The organism is uncultured Campylobacter sp., from assembly GCF_937921625.1.
GTDB lineage: Bacteria > Campylobacterota > Campylobacteria > Campylobacterales > Campylobacteraceae > Campylobacter_B.
The window spans coordinates 1-21,100 of sequence record NZ_CAKZTI010000056.1; the positions used below are offsets into that span (position 1 = coordinate 1).

17 protein-coding genes are annotated in these 21,100 nt (G+C 48.0%); 12 read left to right on the forward strand and 5 right to left on the reverse strand.

Translation table 11 applies throughout. The features are described from left to right. Positions 1-323 precede the first annotated feature (323 nt). The 4 genes from Q0101_RS09530 to Q0101_RS09545 all read right to left on the reverse strand — a co-directional run bounded on the left by Q0101_RS09530 (position 324) and on the right by Q0101_RS09545 (position 4,520). Complete coding sequence (locus tag Q0101_RS09530; RefSeq protein ID WP_297944873.1) at positions 324-584, reverse strand: heavy metal-associated domain-containing protein; 261 nt, start codon at positions 582-584, stop codon at positions 324-326. Next, positions 577-978, reverse strand: coding sequence for an aryl sulfotransferase (locus Q0101_RS09535; protein WP_297944875.1), 402 nt, complete (start codon positions 976-978; stop codon positions 577-579). The genes Q0101_RS09530 and Q0101_RS09535 overlap by 8 nt, the downstream gene beginning before the upstream one ends. Positions 979-1,408: 430 nt before the next feature. Further along, positions 1,409-2,878 carry a pyruvate kinase gene (gene pyk, locus Q0101_RS09540; protein ID WP_297944877.1) on the reverse strand — a complete coding sequence of 490 codons (1,470 nt, stop codon included), beginning with the start codon at positions 2,876-2,878 and terminating at the stop codon, positions 1,409-1,411. A 295-nt stretch (positions 2,879-3,173) separates the two neighbouring features. Continuing rightward, complete coding sequence (locus Q0101_RS09545; RefSeq protein WP_297944880.1) at positions 3,174-4,520, reverse strand: FAD-dependent oxidoreductase; 1,347 nt, start codon at positions 4,518-4,520, stop codon at positions 3,174-3,176. Between the two features lie 121 nt (positions 4,521-4,641). On the opposite strand from Q0101_RS09545, the gene dctP reads away from it, so the two are divergent. Further along, positions 4,642-5,826, forward strand: a complete 1,185-nt coding sequence (dctP, locus tag Q0101_RS09550; RefSeq protein ID WP_297944883.1) for a TRAP transporter substrate-binding protein — start codon at positions 4,642-4,644, stop codon at positions 5,824-5,826. A 1,021-nt stretch (positions 5,827-6,847) separates the two neighbouring features. Here the strand turns inward: dctP and metK are convergent. Then, positions 6,848-8,047 carry a methionine adenosyltransferase gene (gene metK, locus Q0101_RS09555; RefSeq protein WP_297944886.1) on the reverse strand — a complete coding sequence of 400 codons (1,200 nt, stop codon included), beginning with the start codon at positions 8,045-8,047 and terminating at the stop codon, positions 6,848-6,850. A gap of 144 nt (positions 8,048-8,191) precedes the next feature. Between metK and sstT the strand changes: the two genes are divergently transcribed. From sstT to aat, 11 genes are all read left to right on the forward strand, one after another. Further along, on the forward strand, positions 8,192-9,451 hold the full coding sequence (gene sstT / locus Q0101_RS09560) for a serine/threonine transporter SstT (RefSeq protein WP_291936613.1): 1,260 nt from the start codon (positions 8,192-8,194) through the stop codon (positions 9,449-9,451). A 110-nt stretch (positions 9,452-9,561) separates the two neighbouring features. Then, positions 9,562-11,475 (forward strand): M3 family oligoendopeptidase, encoded by a 1,914-nt coding sequence (locus Q0101_RS09565; RefSeq protein ID WP_297944889.1) that lies wholly within the window; start codon positions 9,562-9,564, stop codon positions 11,473-11,475. Between the two features lies 1 nt (position 11,476). Then, positions 11,477-11,884, forward strand: a complete 408-nt coding sequence (locus Q0101_RS09570; protein WP_297944891.1) for a hypothetical protein — start codon at positions 11,477-11,479, stop codon at positions 11,882-11,884. Continuing rightward, positions 11,881-13,941: an ATP-dependent helicase gene (locus Q0101_RS09575; protein WP_297944894.1), complete on the forward strand. Its 2,061-nt coding sequence runs from the start codon at positions 11,881-11,883 to the stop codon at positions 13,939-13,941. Before Q0101_RS09570 ends, Q0101_RS09575 begins: the two co-directional genes overlap by 4 nt. Further along, positions 13,934-14,782 carry a tRNA pseudouridine(55) synthase TruB gene (gene truB / locus Q0101_RS09580; protein ID WP_297944897.1) on the forward strand — a complete coding sequence of 283 codons (849 nt, stop codon included), beginning with the start codon at positions 13,934-13,936 and terminating at the stop codon, positions 14,780-14,782. Before Q0101_RS09575 ends, truB begins: the two co-directional genes overlap by 8 nt. Before the next feature lie 804 nt (positions 14,783-15,586). Further along, the gene (locus tag Q0101_RS09585; protein ID WP_297944900.1) at positions 15,587-16,330 is read left to right on the forward strand and encodes a 4-(cytidine 5'-diphospho)-2-C-methyl-D-erythritol kinase; all 744 of its coding nucleotides are present in this window, start codon (positions 15,587-15,589) and stop codon (positions 16,328-16,330) included. Positions 16,331-16,455: 125 nt separating this feature from the next. Next, positions 16,456-16,920 carry an SsrA-binding protein SmpB gene (smpB, locus tag Q0101_RS09590; RefSeq protein WP_177386608.1) on the forward strand — a complete coding sequence of 155 codons (465 nt, stop codon included), beginning with the start codon at positions 16,456-16,458 and terminating at the stop codon, positions 16,918-16,920. A gap of 55 nt (positions 16,921-16,975) precedes the next feature. Next, positions 16,976-17,674, forward strand: a complete 699-nt coding sequence (locus Q0101_RS09595) for a TlpA family protein disulfide reductase (RefSeq protein WP_297944902.1) — start codon at positions 16,976-16,978, stop codon at positions 17,672-17,674. Next, on the forward strand, positions 17,664-17,969 hold the full coding sequence (locus Q0101_RS09600) for an ATP-dependent Clp protease adaptor ClpS (RefSeq protein ID WP_297944904.1): 306 nt from the start codon (positions 17,664-17,666) through the stop codon (positions 17,967-17,969). Before Q0101_RS09595 ends, Q0101_RS09600 begins: the two co-directional genes overlap by 11 nt. Before the next feature lie 15 nt (positions 17,970-17,984). Beyond that, the gene (locus Q0101_RS09605) at positions 17,985-20,366 is read left to right on the forward strand and encodes an AAA family ATPase (protein WP_297895842.1); all 2,382 of its coding nucleotides are present in this window, start codon (positions 17,985-17,987) and stop codon (positions 20,364-20,366) included. Then, positions 20,366-21,049 carry a leucyl/phenylalanyl-tRNA--protein transferase gene (aat, locus tag Q0101_RS09610; protein WP_297944907.1) on the forward strand — a complete coding sequence of 228 codons (684 nt, stop codon included), beginning with the start codon at positions 20,366-20,368 and terminating at the stop codon, positions 21,047-21,049. The genes Q0101_RS09605 and aat overlap by 1 nt, the downstream gene beginning before the upstream one ends. Positions 21,050-21,100 lie beyond the last annotated feature (51 nt).

Below are 21,100 nucleotides of genomic sequence, written 5' to 3' on the forward strand. Positions count from 1 at the left end.
TCGCACAGCTTCTTAAAATCGTTCATAACCTCGTTTTTTTGCATGTTTGCTCCTTTAGAATTTATTATATCCGCGCGTTATTGCGGCACGCCCGTTGAATTTAAAAGCAACCGCACTCGCTTAAGCGCTTGCGAAATTCTGCTAAATTTAAACGCGACAGCGCCGACATAGCGCTTCCGCAAAATACGCGCAGAATTTCAATCGCGCTAGCTTACGCTGCAGGCAAGCTGCGCAAAATGAAATTTTATGCAAAGTCGCATGAATTTTACCGAAATTTAGCAAGAATTTTATTTAAAATTTAGTCCGAATTTTGCCGGGGATTTTTATTTTACGATTACGCCTTCATAGCCCGTTTTTGCGATCGCCTCAAGCATCGCAGTCTCGTTTGCGTCATCTTTTGCTACGACGGTCGCGGTTTTGCTCTGCTGCGAAACCTTTGCGCTTATCACTCCTGGCGTTTGCAAAAGCGCCTTTCGCACGATCGTAGTGCAGAGCGGACAGTGGATTTTTTCCACGTAAATTTTAATCTCTTTGTCGGCAAAAAGCGCCGTAAATCCAAGCATCAAAAACAAAATTTTACGCATAAAGCCCTCCTAAAATTTCAGGATATGTAAGCATAAAGGCAAGCAAGGCTCCTAAGAGCGCGTAGATCAGAATCCATTTTTTGCGCCCGCTTTGCAGCGAGCATGCGCGCGGCTTTTTGAAAAAGAAAAACGCCGAGAGCGCGAAGCAAAAAAGCGCTAGCACAGAGAGTGGCGCGCGGTAACCTTCCAGCGCCTCCGCGCCTAAAAAAATGGAAAAGCTCGCGCCGAAAATCAAAAATAAAAGCGCGGGCAGGCAGCAAAACGTCGCCGCAACCGCGCTAAAAATCGCGGCGAATATCAGCCACAGACTGCGCGTGCTGAAGCGATTTTTGCCAGGATATTCTCGCTTTTGCGTCAAGGTTTCTTGCGCGGAATTTTCTAGTTCGGTTTTCAAATTTTGCCTTTAAGTATAATCTTAATAATCTTGTCGCGCCTTAGCCGGCTTTTGGCGCGGAATTTTATCTGCAAATTTTAAATTTAAATTTCACCCTTTTAAGCATCGTATGCTAGTCATTTATCGCTGAATGCGGCTATAAACTGGTCGTGGCGCGCCGTGCGGTGTCGCATAAAATAAATTTGCCAGTCTGCGGTGAGCCATGAAATCAATGGCGTAACTGTTCACACGCTTGTTCTTGATCTGCGCGAAATAAAGCTGCCGAAGCGCTACCAAAGTTTTAGTGGCTAAAAAATCCTGCACCGTCATCTCGCAATGGAATTAAATTTAGCGAATTCTATCACGACATAAACGCGACGTTGCTGCTCGTAATCTCGTAGCGAAATTAAATTTAGCTGCAGCCTCTGACTTTATGACCTTTGGCTACGCTTTAAATTTTACTCTCAAAGCCCGTTTTCGCCGCGTCGCGGTAGAAATCGATCTGATCTTTTTTGATGATGCGGATGTAGTCGGTGCTGCCCGGATGCCCGCTTTGAAAGCCCGCCGTCATCACGTAGGTGCCGCCTTCTTCGATGAGCCCGCGCTGCAGAGCCTCGCTTATGATACGTGCGAGCAGCGAGTTGATACTCGTTTTTTCCCTGACCATCGCAGGATTTACGCCCCACACGAGACTTAGCGCGTGCGCGGTCTGCTCGTCGTGCGCGATTGCGATGATGTCGATTTTAGCGCGGTTGCGTGCGAGTTTGATCGCCGAGCGTCCCGAGCCCGTGATCGAAAGTATCGCGCCTGCGCCCAGTCTTGCGGCAAGCGCTGCGGTGCTTGAGGTGATCATATCGGTCTCGTCGTAGAAATCGTAATCGTTAAATTTATCGTAAGGATAGATCTTTTCGGTCTCGCGGATCGTCTCGCTCATTGCGGCGACTACGGCTGCGGGGTTTTTGCCGATGGCGCTTTCCTCGCTTAACATTACGGTGTCGGTGCCGTCGAGTACGGCGTTTGCGACGTCGCTGATCTCGGCTCTGGTGGCGCGCTCGTGCTCGGTCATACTAAGCATCATTTGCGTGGCGGTGATGACGGGCTTTGAGCGGGCGTTGGCTAACGCTATGATGCGCTTTTGGATACGCGGGATCTCATAAAACGGCATCTCGATACCCAGATCTCCGCGTGCGACCATTATGCCGTCGCTTGCCTCGATGATCTGCTCGATGTTTTCTACAGCGTCGAATTTCTCGATCTTGGCGTAAATTTTAGCTTTTGAGCCCAGAGAGTTTAAAATTTCGCGCACGCGCAGGATGTCGTTTTGCGACTGCACGAAGGAGATGCCTACGAAATTTACGCCGTGCGCCGCGCCCCAGCGCAGATCCTCGAGGTCTTTTTGCGTGATGACGTCGATATTTAGGCGGGTGTTTGGGAAGTTCACCCCCTTATTCGAGCTTAAAAAGCCGTCGTTTTCGAGCACCGCCCGCACGCCTTGCTCGCTTACCGCGACTACTTTGGCGCGGATCGAGCCGTCGTAGAGGTAGATAAACTCGCCTACTTTCATCAGCGGCAAAATTTCTGGGTGGTTGATGCACAGCTCGTATTCGCCTTCCGCGGTCTTTTTGCCGATGATTTCGCGAGGAAGGAAGGTGATTTTATCGCCCGTTTTTAGTTTAAAATTTTCCTCAAGCTTGCCGACGCGGATCTTTGGGCCGCTAATGTCCTGAAAGACGCCTATGCGCACGCCCAGGCTCTTTTCTACGGCGCGAATTTTATTTAAATTTGCCTCGTGATACTCGTGCGTGCCGTGGCTGAAGTTCATCCTAAAGGCGTTGCAGCCCGCCTTTACCATCGCGCTCATCATCTCTTCACTGTCGCTTGCGGGTCCGATGGTCGCTAAAATTTTGGTTTTTTTAAGCATCTTTTCTCCTTTAAATTTAAAATTTATCGCCGCATTGGGCGAAATTTTGCGCAAAATTTTGAAATTTCTAAATTTTAAAATTCTACAGGCAGGTGGGAATTTTAAAATTCTACTTCACGTCTTCACGGCGAAATTTTAAAATTTCATAGCTTGCGGTGCGGGTTAAATTCTAAAAATCTGCGTTTGAATGAAATTTTTAAAATCCTCTATATACGTGAAGCACAAGCAAAATTCTAAAATCCTCGCCGAAGTAAAATTTTAAAATTCTTGCCCGAGCGAAATTAAAAATTTCTCTTTATCGCATCATTTCCGCGTCAAATTTTGCATCATCAAAGCTCACTCCCAAATATTCGCAGGCACTTTTTGCGTCGCGAAGTGCGTTGCCTAAGCAGCTCGTAGCGCCGGGACTTGGGGTCATATTAAAGATAATCCCCGGATTTTCGCCTATTCTAGCTTCGCCTAAAAGCAGCTTTTTTTGCGAGTGTGAGATTACTTGCGGGCGCACGCCGCCAAAGCCCTTGGCATAGTAAATATCCTCCTCGCGGATGCTAGGTATGATTTTGCGCGCATTTTTGACGAAAAGCTTTTTGCCTAAAATTGGTATCTCAAAGCCTATATTTCGGATTAAGAAATCCCTTACCTCGCTATCGCCAAAATTTTGCCAAATGACCTTAGCTACGTCCATGTCAAAATTTAATGACTGAAAAAATTCCGGCACCGAACGACAGCCCTTGTAGCGCTCAAGCTTCGGCAGTGTAAGTGCGGTAGGGCCAAATCTCGTGCAGCCGTCTGCGAGTAAATCCGGATCGCCGTGAAGCGCGGCAAATGGAAGCTTTGGGTTTTGCATCATGTAAACCTTGCCGTTTAGAAGCTTTTGCTTGGTTAGATAGAAGCTGCCCGCGATGCAAATCGTGCTAAGATCCTGCCCAAGCCCCATTTTGTGCGCGAGCCACAGCGAGTGAGCGCCCGCATCTACGACTACGAAATCGGCGCTTAGCGAGAGTCTATTTGCGGTGCGGATATAAAACTTATCGCCTACTTTAGTGATGTTTTGCACCTCGGTGTTGAGGTACAGATCGCAGGTTTTGCCATCCACGTTTTTAGCGTTTTGTACGAAGGAATTCGCCATCGCGCCATAATCGATCGTCGTGTAAACTCCCGATTGTACGCCCATCGCGATGATATCCTCCGCTCGCTCCTCGCCGCGTCCGTCAAAAACTAACTTGGGCTCGATTTTTTTGAGCTCTTCCTTGTCAAAAAGCTGCAGATACGGATAAAGCTCTTTAAATTTCTCAAAGCGCTCTTTAATTAGCTCTACCTCGCTCTCGCCCACGCCAAGAGCCATTTTCTGCCCCTGAAATAAAAATTTATTCTCATATCCGTGCTTTTGGCAATATTTCACGATCATATCCGCCTTGCGCTTGACTTCGGTCGCTTTTTGCAAATCGTAGTTGGTCTCGATGTCGCCGCAATGAATCGTCTGGGAATTTGCACTGGCTTTAGAATTCAGCGTCGCAAGCCCTTCGTATTTTTCAAGTAGAGCTATATTTTTGATTCCGCTAAATTCCGCCAGTACATATGCTAGCGCGCTGCCCGTGATACCGCCGCCTATGATGATTACTTCGTAATGTTTTTCTTGCATGCCCTTTCCTTATCGAATTTGGCTGCAATTGTGCGAAAATTTCGCTTAAAAGCTAGTTATAAAAGCGTGAATTTAGATGATTTTATATAAAATTCGCACCATTTCATTTTGGGAGTAGTATATGAAAAAATCGATTCTTGTCGGATTAAGTTTGATTATAGCCACGTCGCTGTGGGGCGCGGATAAGAAAGTTTATCACCTTAAGCTAGCTCAGACTTACGAGCTTAGTATGCCTATCGTAGGCGATGTCGCCAAGCGTATGGCAGATCTTGCAGATAGTATGTCTGATGGTAGACTAAAAATCAGCATCGACGCGCCTAGCAAGCATAAAGCGCCTTTTGCAATCTATGATATGGTCAAAAACGGACAATACGATTTAGGCTATACTGCGAGCTACTATTATAAGGGTAAAAATAGCGCGAATATGCTGTTTACGACGGTGCCTTTTGGTATGACGAAAGACGAACAGCACGCTTGGTATTACTTCGGCGGAGGCAAGGAGCTAGCCGATAAATTCTATGCTAAAAGCAATCTAAAGGTCTTTAATATCCTAAATAGCGGAATGCAGATGGGTGGTTGGTTTAAAAAAGAGATTAATACGCTAGACGATTTAAAAGGGCTTAAATTTAGAATTCCAAGCTTTGGCGGGGAGGTTATGAGCCGCCTTGGCGTTGCAGTCGCTACGATACCGGTAGGTGAGCTATATATGGCGCTAGAGATGGGCACTATCGATGCGGTCGAGTGGGCAAGTCCTAGCTTTGATATACCTCTAGGCTTTCACAAGGTCGCAAATTACTATTATACGGGATGGCAAGAACCCGCTAGCGAGCAGCAGATAGTGATAAATCTACAAACTTGGCAGAAGCTTCCTAAGGACTTGCAAAATATCCTAGAGGCTTCGATCGCAAAGGCGCGCGAATACGCAGAAAATGAGACGTTTTATAAAAACGTAATAATCTGGGACGAGATCAAAAAGAAATATCCAAACGTTCAGATTCGCTCTTTTTCGCCTGAAATTATGCGTGCGCTTCGCAAGGCGACGGATGAAATTTTAGCCGAAGAAAGCGAGAAAAATCCCGATTTCAAAGAGATTTGGGAGAGCCAAAAGGCGTTTTTAGCTAAAGCTAGAACGTGGACGAAGATGGGCGATTTTACATATATCGAAAAAACGGGCGACGTTGAAGCCGAGCAGAATTTTACCGCTTCGGTGAAAAAAATCTCTGTTCCTGAGCCCGTAAATAGCGCAGCCAGCGAGATAAACGCAAGCACTGCCGCACCAAAAAATGAGGATAATCAGACAAAATAGCGCTTCGCTTTTAAATTACGTATCAAAACCTAGCATCAAGTCAAGAAGCGGCTTAAATTCGGTCGGCGATTTAAGAGATTTAGGCTGAAGTGCGGGCGATTTACTTATTTGCAGCTGCGTAGCTCGGGATATCTTTAAAATTTTAATTTATGAAAGCAGCGATGAAATTTTATCGCCTCTTAGCATTTAAGTTAAGGCGCGCAATTTGCATCATTGCGTTTAAAGCCCAATTTAAAAGCCGCTCGGTTGCCGCCGCACAAAGCTAGAATTTTATCAAGCTCCAAGCCTCTTCTATTTTTGCTTTATTCTTTTATCTTTTGCGTTATTTAAGCTTGATATTCCGCTGTGCTCACTTGCGGGCGACATCGCGCGAGGGAGAATTTAATCTTGCTTTTTCATTTCGCGTAGTTAGCGGAGGAGCTTTGGCGAAGCGCGCCAATCTGAGATTTTAAATTAGTAGCGTTCATAAATTCCATATTTTAAAATTTCAGCGCTTTTATCTTGCAAATGCCGCTTTTAAATGAAATTTGCTTTGGGTTTTTCTTGCTGTATAAAGCAGTGGACTTCAAATAAAATGCAAAATTTTAAAAATTTACACGCTTAAATATCACAAGCAATGAGAATTTAAAATTTTGTCTTTCGGAGATTAAGTACAAAGCGCGTTAGAAAAAATTTTATAGGTTAAATTTCATTTTAAGCGATTGCAGATTTAAAGCTTGTGTGCAAATTTTAAAAGCCCACCTCGGCTGGAATTTATCACTAAACTAGACGGGCTCAGCCTTGGAATTTCACCGCGTCAATTTTAAAAATTTTGCGCGAGTTGCGCTTAAAATTTTAAAATTCAATTCTACCTGCGAAAACTCTTAAATTTCATGGCTTAGAATTTTGCCGCAACGCTATTTCTTGGGATGCGATAAAACTACACGACATGCAAAGCCGCGTAGAATATTGAGCTAGGCTCGCTGCTGCAAGCCTAGCGAATGTCGTAAGCTAAAAAGGCGCTACTGCAAAGCGTAAAATTTTATTTCAAAGCCTTAAAAAGCTCCACGCTATCGAGCTGCTCCCACGGGTATTCGTCGTTTCCGACCTGTCCGCGTGCGGCGACGTCGGAGTAGAGAAAGCTTCCTTTGCCGGGGCGATCAAGGCCGAATTTATCGATGATCCAGCGCGGCGTGAGCGGGAATTTTTCAAGCACGAAAGCAGATAGCTCATCGTCGCTCGCCGCGCCTAAATTCGTCCCCATACAATCGACGCTGACGCTGACGGGCTTTGCCACGCCGATTGCGTAGCTGAGCTGGACGATGCATTTTTTCGCAAGCCCCGCCGCGACGATATTTTTGGCGATGTAGCGCGCCGCATAAAGCCCGCTGCGATCGACCTTGGTGTAGTCTTTGCTGCTTTGAGCGCCGCCGCCGATCGGGCTGTAGCCGCCGAAGCTATCTACGATCAGTTTGCGCCCCGTTAGGCCGCTGTCGTGAAGCGAGCTGTGATTTACGTAGCGGCCAGTCGGGTTGATGTAGATGATCGTTTTGCTTTTGTCGTAAAGCTCCTTTGGAAGCCCCGCCGAATCGATTAAATTTCCGATCAGATCTCGGACGCGCTCGATACTCATGCTCTCCACGCAGGGCGCTGAAACCACGATCGTATGGATACTTTGCGGCTTGCACTCCTCAAAATTTGCCTTCGTGCCGTAATCGACGCTAACCTGCGTCTTAATATCTACGCCAAGCTCGTCGGGATGGGATTTTGCGTAGGCATAAACGTGATCACAAAGCGCTCTTGCGTAGGTAATCGCCGCCGGCATAAAATTTTTCGTCTCGCAGCTTGCGAAGCCGAACATTATGCCCTGATCTCCCGCTCCGATCTCGCCGCCCTCTTGATCGACGCCTTGGTTGATGTCGGGGCTTTGCTGGTTTAAAAATACGTCCACTTGCAGATCCTGCGGATGCAGGCACTGTGCGCGCGTAAAATGAGGGTTGTCGTTGTAACCGATCTCGCTAAGTGCACCCTTTACGATGTGGCGGTAATCGTCGTGGGTAAAATCGATCTTGGCGTTTACTTCGCCGCCGATTACTACGTGTTTGCCCGCGATGAAAACCTCCGCCGCGACGCGTCCGTTTGGATCTTGTTTTAAAATTTCATCCACGATGCTGTCTGCGATGATATCGGCGCACTTGTCCGGATGTCCGGGGCTTACTACTTCGCTTGTGAAAAGATACATATCCGCTCCTGATTAAAATTTCGGGGCATTTTATCTAACGAGGTTTTAAGATTAACTAAAAATCACAAAATTTCGCCCAAATTTAAATGCGCTTAAATAAAATTTCGATATATTTCAAACGACGTTTTGATTGAAAGGTAAAAAATGAGTTCGATTCAAAAATTAGTAGCCAGCTACAAAGATAAAAATCTAGTTCTGCGCATAGTTACAGGTTTGATAATAGGCGCCATTTTGGGCTTTGCCGCGCGTTCAGCGGCGGGCGATATTGCGGCAGAGCACACTTCGTTTTTAATAAACGTAGTAGCTTTTGCGGAAATTTTAGGAAATTTATTCGTAGGCGCCCTTAAAGCGGTAGCTCCGATTTTAGTTTTTATCTTGATTTTAAGCTCGATCGTAAATAAACAATACGGTAGCGCAAGCGGCTTAAAACGCGTGGTTGTTCTATATATCGTAGGCACCTTTTTAGCCTCGTGCGTGGGGGTAGCAGCCAGCTTTTTATTTCCGACGCAGCTTGCTCTAAGTAATGTCGGCGCGGCGGAAAATGCGGTCCCTGCGAGCGTTTGGATCGTGCTAAAAGATCTGCTTTTTAAGGTCGTAGATAATCCGCTAAACGCTATTGCGCACGGAAACTACGTAGGAATTTTAACCTGGGCGATAGGTCTTGGCGTCGCGCTTAAATTTTGTACCAACGAAACAAAGAAAATTTTTACCGATCTGAGCGAAGCGGTAACCAAAATCGTGCAGTTTGTAATCCAGCTTGCGCCGTTTGGAATTTTCGGCTTAGTAGCTTCTACCGTGTATCAAACCGGCGTTGACGCGCTGCTTGGATACGTACGAATCGTAGTCGTGCTAGTAGGTGCGATGGCGTTCGTAGCCCTCGTGGTAAATCCGCTCATCGTCTTTGCGGTGATTAAGAAAAATCCGTATCCGCTCGTATTTACCTGCCTGCGCGAAAGCGGCCTCACGGCGTTTTTCACCCGCAGCTCGGCGGCGAATATCCCCGTAAATTTAAATTTATGCAAAAAGCTCGGTATCAGCGACGAGCTAAGCTCGATCTCGATCCCTTTGGGAGCTACGATAAATATGGCGGGCGCTGCGGTGGTAATCGCGATCTTGGCGCTTGCCGCGGCTCATACGCTCGGCGTGCGCCCCGATTTTTGGACGGCGCTACTGCTTTGCGTAGTCTCGGCAGTCGGTGCGTGCGGCGCTAGCGGCGTGCCAGGGGGTTCATTGATGCTGATACCGCTTGCGTGCTCGCTCTTTAATATCTCAAACGACATCGCAATGCAGGTGGTCGCGATCGGCTTTATCATCGGCGTGATCCAAGACTCGGTAGAAACTGCGATCAATAGCTCCACAGACGTGATTTTTACGGCGATCGCGTCGCAAAGTATGCAAAAATAACTCACCTTAAAATTTTACCGCAAATTCCGTCCCTACGGCGGATTTGCGGTTTTTAAAATTTTACTTATTCTTTTTTGATAAAATTATCCAAAAATTTTAAAAGGAAATCGATGAATTGGAATTTAGGCGAGCTGTTTGCAAACGAAGCGGAATTTAGCGGCGCGATAGCTAGCGCCTCCGCGCAGGCTAGGGATTTTGAGCTTAAATTTAAAGATAAGCTGCACGCTCTTGGCGCGGAGGAATTTTTAAGCGCGCTTGAGCTTTATGAGGGCATCAGCGAGCAGATCGGCAAGATAATGAGCTTTGCACATCTTAGCTTTGCGCGAGATACGAGCCTTGGGGCGCAGCAGGCCAAGACGGAGCAGGCTTGCAACGACATTTCGCAGAGCCTGCTTTTTTTCGAGCTTGAGTTTAACGAGCTGGACGCCGCAAAACAGGACGAGTTTATCGCAGGGGGCGGGAGATTCAGATACTATTTGAGCCTGCTTAAGCGGCGCAAAGCCCACCAGCTAAGCCTGCCGCAAGAAAGTGTGCTTTTAAAAACTTCTCCCGTTAGCGGCGAGGCGTTTTCGCGGCTTTTTGACGAGAGCATGGCGCGGATGAGCTTTGATTTTCGCGGACAGAAGCTCGGCGAGGAGGAAATTTTAAGCCTGCTTCATAGCTCTGATCGCGAGGTGCGAAAGGATGCCGCAGCTTCGCTAAGCGTGGTGTTAGAGCAAAACTCCCACCTGCTTGGTTACATCTACAATATGATCAAAACCGATCTTAAAATTCGCTGCGAACTGCGGGGCTACGATAAAGCCGAGGCGGTGATGCACGAGGAAAATCAGATAAATATCGCAAGCGTCGATGCGTTAATCGCAGAAGCGGAGCGAAGTTTCGCTCTGGTCGGCAAATTTTACGCCAAAAAGCGCGAAATTTTAGGTTACGACGCGCTGTATGATTACGACAGATACGCGCCGCTTGGAGGCGATGAGAGCGAGTTTAGCTTCGAGCAGGCTAAGCAGATCGTGCTTGCGGCGTTTGAAAAATTTAGCCCGAAATTTAAGCAGATCGCGCTGATCGCGTTTGAGCGAAACTGGATCGACGCGATGCCCGCGCAAAATAAGCAAAGCGGCGCGTTTTCGCATTCGGGCTCACGCGATACGCACCCATTCGTGCTTTTAAATTTCACGCGCAAGCGCCGCGACGTATTTACCCTCGCGCACGAGCTGGGGCACGCGATACATCAGTATCTAAGCTACGGCGTGGGATATTTTAACTCCTTCACGCCGCTAACGACGGCTGAGACCGCGTCGGTTTTCTGCGAGATGCTGGTGTTTGATTATATGCGCGAAAATTTTTCAAATTTAAACGGCTCGCCAAATTTCAAAAGCGACGCCGCCTCGGACGGCTCGCAAAATTTTAAACGCAGCGCTTCGCAAGAGGCTCGGGGCGGTGAAATTCCAAACGAGCGCGCCGCAAAACGCGCCGCCTCTCAAGACTCTGCGGGTTCGTGCGAATACGCAGCGCGCGATACGGATACGCTCTCGCAGACCGCAAGCGACAAGGCCGCGCTAAGAGCGATGCTTGCGGCAAAGATCGAGGATATCTTCGCTACGCTTTACCGCCAGATCGGATTTACGACCTTTGAGAGGCGCGTGCATGCAAGCGCGGATGAGCTAAGCACGAGACAGATCGATGAGCTTTGGATGGAGGAGTCGCGCAAGATGTTTGCCGGCGAGCTGATCTTGCAGGATCATTACAAAAGCTGGTGGAGCTACATCCCGCACTTCGTTCATACGCCGTTTTACTGCTACTCCTACGCCTACGCGCAGCTTTTGGTGCTCGCGCTTTACGGGCTGTATAAGAGCGGCAGGCTCGAAAATTTCGTTCAAATTTACACTGAGTTTTTAAGCTCGGGCGGCAGCGACGAGCCGCAAAAGCTAGTGGCGAAATTCGGCTTTGATATCAATAAAAGCGAGTTTTGGCGCATCGGCATAGAGCAGGTCGCAGCGCTTGTAGATGAGTTTGTGAGGGGTTAGGATGATAGATAAAATTTTAAAAGACGATAAATTTATCGCTGCGAGCAGTGCGAATATAGGCGCGGTTTTGGACTACGTTTTGGCTCTTGGATGCGGATTTGGCATCGTTGCGAGGACGGATCAGATAAAATTTGACCCGCCGCTGCCGGAGGAAATTTTAAAAAGCTTCAAAATGCCCGCGATCTTTTTGCAGCTGGAGGAATACACGCTCTCTAGCGCGCATCTTAGCAAGGATGAGCTGGTTTTCGAGGCGGGTTTCGGGCCGCAGGATTTTGCAAGCACGCTTAGCGTGCCGTTTTACGCGGTCTTGCAGATCGTCGTGGACGGCAAGCCCATCGCGGTAAATTTCTCCCAGCCCGAATCCGAGTGGTTTAAGCGTGAAAAATCGCGTAAAATTTTCTCAAAATGAGTGATATTTTAGAAGGTCTTAATCCCGCTCAGCGCGAGGCTGCGAGCCACGTTGACGGAGCGATGTTAATCTTAGCGGGTGCGGGCAGCGGCAAAACTAAAACGATCACCGCGCGCCTTGCTTACTTGCTCTCAAACGGCGTGCCTGCGGAAAATACTCTCACGCTTACGTTTACGAACAAAGCCGCCGCCGAGATGCGCTCGCGAGCGCTTAATCTGATAAGCGGGCTAAATTTAAACGGCGTGCCGCTTTTGTGCACCTTTCATAAATTTGGACTTTTGTTTTTGAAATTTCATATTAGCGAGCTTGGGCGTAGCGCAAACTTCCAGGTAATCGATACCGACGATAAGAAAAAGATCATCAAGGGCTTTGAGATAAATTTACCTACGTCGCTATTGGCGGCTAAAATTTCAACCTACAAAAATTCTCTAATCGGCCCCAAAGATATCGACGAGCTTCTAAAGGGCGAAGATGACGAGCTAAGCAGGATGTATAGCGGATTTTACGCGCATTGCGCTAGAGCATATAAGCGCTACGAGGCGTATTTGGTGGCGAATAATCTGGTGGATTTCGATGATCTGCTGATCTTGCCGTATAAAATTTTAAGCACCAATGAGCGGCTATGCGATGAAATTTCGCGCCGTTACGCCTACATCACGGTCGATGAGTATCAGGACACCAACGACATTCAATTCAAACTGCTGCAAAAGCTCTGTGCTGCGCATGAAAACCTCGCGGTAGTGGGCGATGACGATCAGAGTATCTACGGCTGGCGCGGCGCGCGGATAGAAAATATTCTAAATTTTAAAGATCAGTTCTCAAACGTAAAATTTATCAAACTCGAGCAAAACTACCGCTCCACGGATGAAATTTTAAATGCCGCCAACGAGCTTATCTCGCATAACAAAAACCGCCTCGGCAAGAGCCTTACTAGCATGAACGGCGGCGGCGAAAAGATCGAAATTTTGCGCTCGGACGAGGAGAGTATCGAGGCGGCAAAGATCGCAGAAGCCATCAAAAAGCTGCTTTCAAGCGGCGTAGCGCCCTCTGAAATCGCCGTGCTTTACCGCGTAAACGCTCTTTCGCGCGCGCTGGAGGAGGGGCTAAATCGCGCCAAAATCCCGTACAAAATGGTAGGCGGCGTGAAATTTTACGAGCGCGCCGAGATCAAGGATACGATCGCCTATCTGCGCTTGGTAAACGACGAGCACGACGACTTTTCGATGAGGCGGATCATAAACGTGCCCAAGCGCGGCATCGGCAAGGTCTCGCTGGCAAAGCTCGAGGAGCTTTCGCGCCTGCGACTTATCAGTCTATTTGACGCTTTTAGCGAGCCTGACGCGGGGCTTAGCGCCAAGGCGGCGCAGGCTCTAGCGGAGCTTAAAAGCGGCATCGCTTCTATCTCCGCGCTAGCCGATACGATCAAAAAAATAGACGCGCTGGAGCCCGCTTTCGGGCTAAAAGCCTACTATGCCTCGCTTCCGGACGGCGCCGACCGGGTAGCGAACATCGACGAGTTTTTGGCGATGTTAAAAGACGAGGCGAGCAATAAGCCCGATTTTGATCTGGCGGAATTTTTAAACGAGCTGAGCCTTCTTAGCGATCAAGACGCTATCATGGGCGATGCGATAAATATAATGAGCGTGCACGCCAGCAAGGGGCTTGAGTTCGAGCATCTTTTCGTAATCGGACTGGAGGAGGGCTTTTTCCCGCTTTTGGGCGACAGCAATGATATCGAGGAGGAGCGTAGGCTCGCATACGTAGCGATTACGCGCGCCAAACGCACTCTCACGCTTAGCTTTGCCGCTAGCCGCTTTTATCGCGGCAAGCGTGAGAGGCTTGATGCGAGCAGGTTTATAGCCGAAGCGGGTTTGGTGGCTAAAGAGCCTCCGCGCGAGCAAAGTAGCGGCTTTAGTAAGGGCGAGCTGATCAAGCACAAACTATTTGGGATCGGACAGATCACGGCGGTAAACGGCGACCGGCTCACGATAAATTTCGGCGGAATTTCGCGCGTGATAATGTCGAATTTCGTAGAGAAGATCGGCTCTTATGAATAGATTGTTTTTGACGGACAAGCCCGCGGGCATCGGCAGCAATAAATTTTTAAGCGCTCTTAAGCGCAAATACGGCGTGAAAAAGGCTGGCTTTAGCGGCACGCTCGATCCCTTCGCAAGCGGCGCGCTGGTCGTGGCGTTTGGGCAATACGCGCGCTTTTTTAGGTTTTTGAAAAAGGAGCCAAAAGTTTACGCCGCGACATTGTGGCTGGGCGCGCAGAGCCCAAGCGGCGATAACGAAAATATAGGGCGCGTAGAGCAAATTCCGCCGCTTTCGCGCGAGGTTTTAGACGTCGCGATGGCGCAAATGCGCGGCGAGATAAAATTTATCCCGCCCGCTTTCAGCGCCAAGAAAATTAGCGGCGTGCGCGCATATAAGCTCGCTCGCGCGGGCGAAGAGGTGAACTTGAAAGAGAGCTCGATGCGGGTTTTTGATGCTGAAATTTTAAGCTACGCTCACCCCTTCGTAAGCTTTCGCGTAGCACTCAGCGAGGGCGGCTACGTGCGCTCTTTCGCGCAAATTTTAGCAGGAAAGCTGGGCGTTTGCGGCACGCTAAGCGCGCTTAGACGGCAGAGCGAGGGGGCTTTTGACCTGCAAGATCCGCGCTTTGCGGACGAGGTGGCGCTAAATCCGCTCGAGTTTTTAGATCTTAAGCCGAACTTTTACGACGGCGACGCGCGCGACGTGATCTTGGGTAAGAAGCTCGCCGCAAAGGATCTGGCGAGCCGCGCGGACGGTCGCTACCTGCTTATCTGCGGCGATTTTTATTCGATCATCGAGATAGGCGCGGGAGAGGTGTGCTATCTTTGGAACGACGTTCCGATCGCAGGCGGTGCATTTTGAGCCGCACGGGTCCTGCCTGCGGCGGAATTTTGATCGGGCGGTTCGAGCTTGAATTTTGACGATCATAAATACGGCGCGTTTTAAATTTGCTTGCATAGCGCGCCGCCCGCGCGGCTAAATTTCATCGTGCGAGCAGCGGGCGATCACGCTTTTTTTGTTGCGCACGGATCGCAAAATCTGCCTCAGGCGGTGTAAATTTAAACGCGCGGCTAGGTAGGCGGCGCTCGCTTGTGAAAAGGCATAAATCCGCGGGGGCTAAATTTAAACGCGGCGGATCCGGCGGAGCGGCGTTTCGATTTGCTTTTCGGTGCGCGATGACGGCTCGCCGCGAGATTAAAATTTCGCGATTTACAAAGCGCGCAGGTTGGAGCTTAATCCGCGGCAAGCGGTCCTTGCCGAATAAAATTCCAGCTCGCGGTAATGCGTAGCCTGCGCCGATGGGTTTGATTTTGCGGCGTATCGCCAAGTTAAATTTGCGACTTAGCGCAGCGCGGTTAGAATTTTGCCGGCTTGGAATTTTAATCGCTAAGATAGATTTGCGCCGCAAGCTGAAATTTAGCCGCGTGCGTTGCGGATCTGAATTCCACGCTTTATAAAATTTACGTATCGGGCGCTGCAATTGCGGGTTAAATTCCGCGGCGCGCACTTCACGGCACGCGGTTTTGAAATTTTAATCGCACTGGACAGGGCTTGCTGCAGGCTGAAATTTAACTTGCGCACGGATTTAAAATTTTAATCGCGCTAGGTGGGCTTGCTACAGGCTAAATTTAACGCAAGCGCGCTAAGGCGCAAAAGGAGTAAAATTTGAAAGCTTATGCAAAGATCAATGTTTTTTTAAAAGTCGTCGGCACACGCGGCGGCTACCACGAGATCGCCTCGCGCTTCGTGCTGCGCAGGGAGCTTTTTGATGAGATAAGCTTCGAGCGCGCGAGCGGCTTTGCGCTTGAATGCGACGCCGCGCAGATCGCGGACAATATAATTTTAAAGGCCAAGGCGGCGCTTGAGCAGGCGGGCTTTGCGCGCGAGCTTGCGGAGTTTTTCGGCTCGCACAAGATCGTGCTTAAAAAACGTATTCCGATCGGTGCGGGTCTTGGGGGCGGCAGTAGCGATGCAGCGGCATTTTTGCGGCTTGCGAACGAGGAATTAAGCTTAAAAATTTCGCGCGAGCGGCTTACCAAAATCGCGCAAAATATCGGCGCGGACGTCGCGTTTTTTGTTAGCGGACTTGAGGCCGCAAACGTGCGCGGCATCGGCGAGATCATCGAGCCTTTCGAGGACCGGCTGCCTGCGATCGAAATTTTAACGCCCGCGATCTTTTGCTCCACCGGCGCGGTTTATAATGAGTTTCGCGCAAGCTTTATGCAAAACATAAACGCCGCGCAGGCGCAAGAGATGTTGCGTTTAAGCAGCGAGCAACTGCTAGAGCAATATGGCGGCTTTCAGCTAAACGATCTTTTCGCGCCGTGCATAAAGCTATATCCGCAGATGAGCAAGTATCGCGATATGTTTCTAAGCGGCAGCGGCAGCAGCGTGTTTTTCTTAAAATAAGAATTCCAAGGCGCGCGGTTAAAATTTAAAAGCTAAATTTAAAGATAAAATTTAAAATTCGCTCGCCCGCTTTTAAATTTAAGCAAAAACGGGCTAAGCTTAGGACTAAATTTAGAAGGAAAAAGATGAAAGAACTGAGTAAAAATCGCAAGGCATTTCACGATTTTACGATACTTGAAAGCTTTGAGGCGGGCATCGTTCTAAAGGGCAGCGAGGTCAAAGCTTTGCGCGCGGGCAGGGGCAATCTCAAAGATAGTTTTTGTCGCGTGATCCGCGGCGAGCTGTTTTTGCTAAATGCCCATATCAGCTATCTTGAAAGCACTAACGCGCATTTTCGTCCAGACGAAGGAGCCGCGCGAAAGCTTTTAATGCACCGAAAACAGATCGACAAGCTTTTAGGCGCGGTTAGCAAAGAGGGCCTTACCATCGTGGTTTTGTCGCTGTATCTGAATGATAAAAACCGCGTAAAGGCGCGTATCGCTTTGGCTAGTGGCAAAAATCTGCACGACAAGCGTGAATCGCTAAAGCGCAAGGAAGCCGACCGCGAAGCGCAAAGCGCGATGAAGCGATACGACAAGCATTCATTTTAAATTCACAAAACTTTGGTTAAAATGCGGGCTTAAATTTAAACCCGAAGGAAATGCAATGAAGAAATTTTTACTATCATGTTTGGCGATTTTTGTTTTAAGTGGCTGCGGAGATGATTCGCAGAAAAAGACGGGCTCTGCGGGCGAGAATCCTGCCGCGAGCGAGAATAAGATGGCAAAAAATTCCGCTCAAGATAAAAATGGCGAGCGTATTGGCGGAGAAAGTGGCGAGGAGGTAGCTTTTACGCCGTTTAAAACGGGCGAGCGCCTTACGCTTAAAAGCGTCGTAGGCGGCGAGGTAACGATCGAGCGGACAGAAAAGGGCTTTAAGCTCGCGGACAGCGATAAAATTTTAATGTTTGATATTTTCGGTACATACTGCCAGCCATGCCGCATCGAAGCGCCGTATCTGATGGACTTTCAGTTAAAAAATTCCGCGGATTTTCTAATGGTCGGCTTGATTTATTTTGAGGACATTACGGACGCGCAAGTGATCGAAAATTTTACGAAAAAGTTTAATGCGTATTATTTCATCTCCAATTCAAAACAAAATGAGCGTATAGTGGGTCAAATTTTAAGCGACATCGGTTATCGTCACGCGCTTTCGATCCCTTTTAAAGTAGTGCTTAAAGACGGAAAATATCAAAAGCTTACCGACATTAATGAAGGCGATGAGCGGGGCAAGCCGTATTACTTAGGCATGGTCGATACCGATGTGATAAAAAGCGATATTGCCAGGATAAAAAATGGCAACTAAAACCGGCGTGCAGATTCGCACTCACGCCAAAACAAAATCTTTTGTGCCTCGTCCGTATAAAGTGATTTTACTCAACGACGACGTGACGACGATGGATTTCGTGGTTTATATTTTGATGGAGATTTTCGCTAAAAACTTTAACGACGCCGTAGATTTAATGATGAAAGTGCATAAGCAGGGCCGCGCGGTTTGCGGCGCGTATCCTAAAGAGATAGCCGAGTGCAAGCAACAAGCGGTTTTACAAGCGGCAAAGGCCGCAGGATTCCCTCTTAGATGCGAGATCGAAGAGGATTAAATTTAAAGGAAAGCAATGATAGGATTTTTTTTAAACAAACATTTTGAACAAGCAATCAGCGTCGCAAACGACGGCGAGGACGAATATATCACCACTTCGCACGTAGTTTATGCGATTTTTAAATACAATAAGCCCTTTCACGGCCTCATCGCCAAAGAAATTCCGGATATTAACTACCTAAATATCTTGGATAATCTGGGCGGACTTTTGGATATGATGCCTAAATCAAGCGGCAAGGCCCCGGCGCAGACGATAGAATTTAAGCAGTTCTATACTGAATTAAATAACGCTAAAGAGCCTAAAAACGAGCTTGATTTTATGCTTAAAATTCTAAATGATAAGGAAAACGACTGCACTAAAATTTTAAATCACTACGGTATCAATGCCGCGATTTTTGAGCTCATTGTGCGAAAGTACAAATCTGCTTTCGATCACCGCGATGAGGTCGTTTCTCGCGACGAAGCCGCAGCGATTAAGCTAAACTCATACGATATCGATGATATCACGCATGCGATGAATTACGACGAAAGCCGCAGGCAGTGGCAGAATACGGAATTTGAGCCTGCGTTTGAGGGCGAAAAGGACGCCATAAACGAGCGTGATATTAAAAAGGATTCGCCTAGCTCGCTTTATACAGCAAACCTCAATAAAATCGCGCTTGAAGGTAAGATCGATCCACTCATCGGACGCGAAAAAGAGATCGAAAAGACGCTGCAAACCCTCTGTCGCCGCAAAAAAAACAATCCGATCTTAGTGGGCGAAGCGGGAGTTGGTAAAACCGCGATCATCGAGGGTATCGCGCTAAAAATCGTCCGCGGCGAAGTGCCAGAAAAGCTAAAAAACAAGGTGATTTACGCCCTTGATGCTGGCGCGCTAATCGCAGGAACTACGCTGCGCGGGGAGTTTGAAGAGAGGCTAAAGGATCTCATAGACGAGTTTAGCGCCAATCAAAATGCGATTTTATTTATCGATGAAATTCACACGATCGTTGGCGCAGGTACGGGCAATCGCAACGAACTTGATATGTCAAACATCCTAAAACCTTCGCTTGCAAGTGGCGAGCTATCGGTCATCGGCGCTACTACATACGGTGAGTATCGGTCGTTTTCGCAGGATAAAGCGCTTAGCCGCAGGTTTTGCAAAATCGACGTGAGCGAGCCTAGTATCGATGATAGCGTTGAAATTTTAAAAGGCGTAGCCAAAAAATATGAGGAATTTCACGGCGTGAAATTTAGCGACGAAATTTTGCGTGATAGCGTAACGCTTGCTAAAAAATATCAAAACGATAAATTCCTTCCTGACAGCGCCATTGATCTCATCGACGAGGTGGGCGCGAGCTTTGCGTTTAAGCCACACGAAGCTCCGCTTGAAATCAGTAAGGATGATTTAGTAAATACACTTTCGATTAGCGCTAATATCGCAAATTTAAGCAGTAGCGTCGATAATAAACAGGTACTAAAAAATCTGGAAGCTAATATCAAGCGTGAAATTTTCGGTCAAGATGAAGCGGTTAGCAGTCTTTGTAAGGCGCTTCTACGCTCTTACGCCGGGCTTGGAGGTGCAAGCTCTCCAATCGGCGTATTTTTGTTCGCAGGTAGTAGCGGCGTGGGCAAAAGTGAGCTAGCCAAGGTCTTAGCCGCGCAGCTTGGAGTACATTTTGAGCGCTACGATATGAGTGAATATATGGAAGCTCACAGCGTCTCGAGGCTCATCGGAGCACCTCCCGGATACGTGGGCTTTGAAAACGGTGGAATTTTAACGAATAACATCAAAAAGCACCCATATAGCGTCATTTTATTTGATGAGGTAGAAAAAGCTCATCCTAGCATGACGAATATTTTTTTAGGAATTTTCGATAACGCAAGTCTTACCGATAACAACGGCGTTACGACCGATTTTAAAAATACGATCATAATAATGACGTCGAATTTAGGCACGAAAGAAGCGCCGCAAGTTGGATTTACAAAAGATGAGAGCTATAAAGTAGATAGCGCCATAAAAAGCTTTTTTGCGCCGGAATTTCGCAACCGCATCGATAAAATCATAAATTTTAACCGCTTAAGCGGCGAAATTTTAGAAAAGATCGTGGATAAAACTATCGGCGAGCTAGAGTCACAGCTAAAAAACGTAAAGATTAGTCTAAACAAGGAAGCAAAAGATTTGATTATCTCGCGCGGCTATTCGGACGAGTTTGGCGCGCGAAATTTAAAGCGCGAAATCAGCTCGCAGATAAGCGATCATATAAGCGGCGAGCTGCTTTTTGGTGCACTACAAGAGGGTGGCTTAGTTAGCGTGAGCGTAAAAGATGGCGAGCTAAGCTTTAGCTTTGCTTCTACGCCTTTGCCGCAGATAGAAAAAAAGCAACCCGCACTAGCTCAAAGCAGCGTCGTTAAATAATGGCTCAGTTTTACGATTTTCCAGATCCTATGGATGCGCCCGATTTTGCGCCGCTTGCAAGTGGCGGCGATCTGAGCGAGGATTGCTTGCTTAGCGCTTATAGCGCAGGGATATTTCCGTGGTTTAACGAGGATGAGCCGATTTTATGGTGGTCGCCCGATCCGCGCGCAGTGCTTGATCCACGCGAAGTGCGTGTGCAAAAGTCCATTAAGCCCTATCTTAAGCGATATGACGTTAAATTTGACGCGAATTTTAAGGGCTTCATCGAGCGCTGCAAAGACGTACGAAAAAAAGAGAGCGACGGCACGTGGATCAGCGAGCAGATCGTGCAGGCTTACTCGCGTTTGGCAGCAGACGGCTACGCTCACAGCGTCGAGGCATACGAAGATGGCGAGCTCGTAGGTGGGCTATACGGGCTAATTTTTGGGCGGGTGTTTTGCGGCGAGAGTATGCTGAGCCTAAAGAGCAACGCTTCGAAAGTCGCGCTGATTAGGCTTTGTGAGGTGCTTGCAAATTTCGGCTTTCTAATCGATTGTCAGATTATGAACGAGCATCTGAAATTTATGGGTGCTAAAGAGATGCCGCGAGCGGAATTCCTCGCTCTATTTGCTGAGCTTAGTGCGCAAGATAGCGGCTTTGAGCGCTTTGCGGATCTTAAAGTTCCGCGCGGAGCGCAGCATTGAGTCAAAGCTTGAGATGCAGCAGCGTAAAAAATGCGCGGAATTTAGAATTTT

Bases quoted from the DNA above. Each gene is read 5' to 3' on its own strand.
- Q0101_RS09530 (WP_297944873.1), bottom strand. From the start codon at position 584: ATGCGTAAAATTTTGTTTTTGATGCTTGGATTTACGGCGCTTTTTGCC.
- pyk (WP_297944877.1), bottom strand. From the start codon at position 2,878: ATGCTTAAAAAAACCAAAATTTTAGCGACCATCGGACCCGCAAGCGAC.
- Q0101_RS09545 (WP_297944880.1), bottom strand. From the start codon at position 4,520: ATGCAAGAAAAACATTACGAAGTAATCATCATAGGCGGCGGTATCACG.
- dctP (WP_297944883.1), top strand. From the start codon at position 4,642: ATGAAAAAATCGATTCTTGTCGGATTAAGTTTGATTATAGCCACGTCG.
- metK (WP_297944886.1), bottom strand. From the start codon at position 8,047: ATGTATCTTTTCACAAGCGAAGTAGTAAGCCCCGGACATCCGGACAAG.
- sstT (WP_291936613.1), top strand. From the start codon at position 8,192: ATGAGTTCGATTCAAAAATTAGTAGCCAGCTACAAAGATAAAAATCTA.
- Q0101_RS09565 (WP_297944889.1), top strand. From the start codon at position 9,562: ATGAATTGGAATTTAGGCGAGCTGTTTGCAAACGAAGCGGAATTTAGC.
- Q0101_RS09570 (WP_297944891.1), top strand. From the start codon at position 11,477: ATGATAGATAAAATTTTAAAAGACGATAAATTTATCGCTGCGAGCAGT.
- Q0101_RS09575 (WP_297944894.1), top strand. From the start codon at position 11,881: ATGAGTGATATTTTAGAAGGTCTTAATCCCGCTCAGCGCGAGGCTGCG.
- truB (WP_297944897.1), top strand. From the start codon at position 13,934: ATGAATAGATTGTTTTTGACGGACAAGCCCGCGGGCATCGGCAGCAAT.
- smpB (WP_177386608.1), top strand. From the start codon at position 16,456: ATGAAAGAACTGAGTAAAAATCGCAAGGCATTTCACGATTTTACGATA.
- Q0101_RS09595 (WP_297944902.1), top strand. From the start codon at position 16,976: ATGAAGAAATTTTTACTATCATGTTTGGCGATTTTTGTTTTAAGTGGC.
- Q0101_RS09600 (WP_297944904.1), top strand. From the start codon at position 17,664: ATGGCAACTAAAACCGGCGTGCAGATTCGCACTCACGCCAAAACAAAA.
- Q0101_RS09605 (WP_297895842.1), top strand. From the start codon at position 17,985: ATGATAGGATTTTTTTTAAACAAACATTTTGAACAAGCAATCAGCGTC.
- aat (WP_297944907.1), top strand. From the start codon at position 20,366: ATGGCTCAGTTTTACGATTTTCCAGATCCTATGGATGCGCCCGATTTT.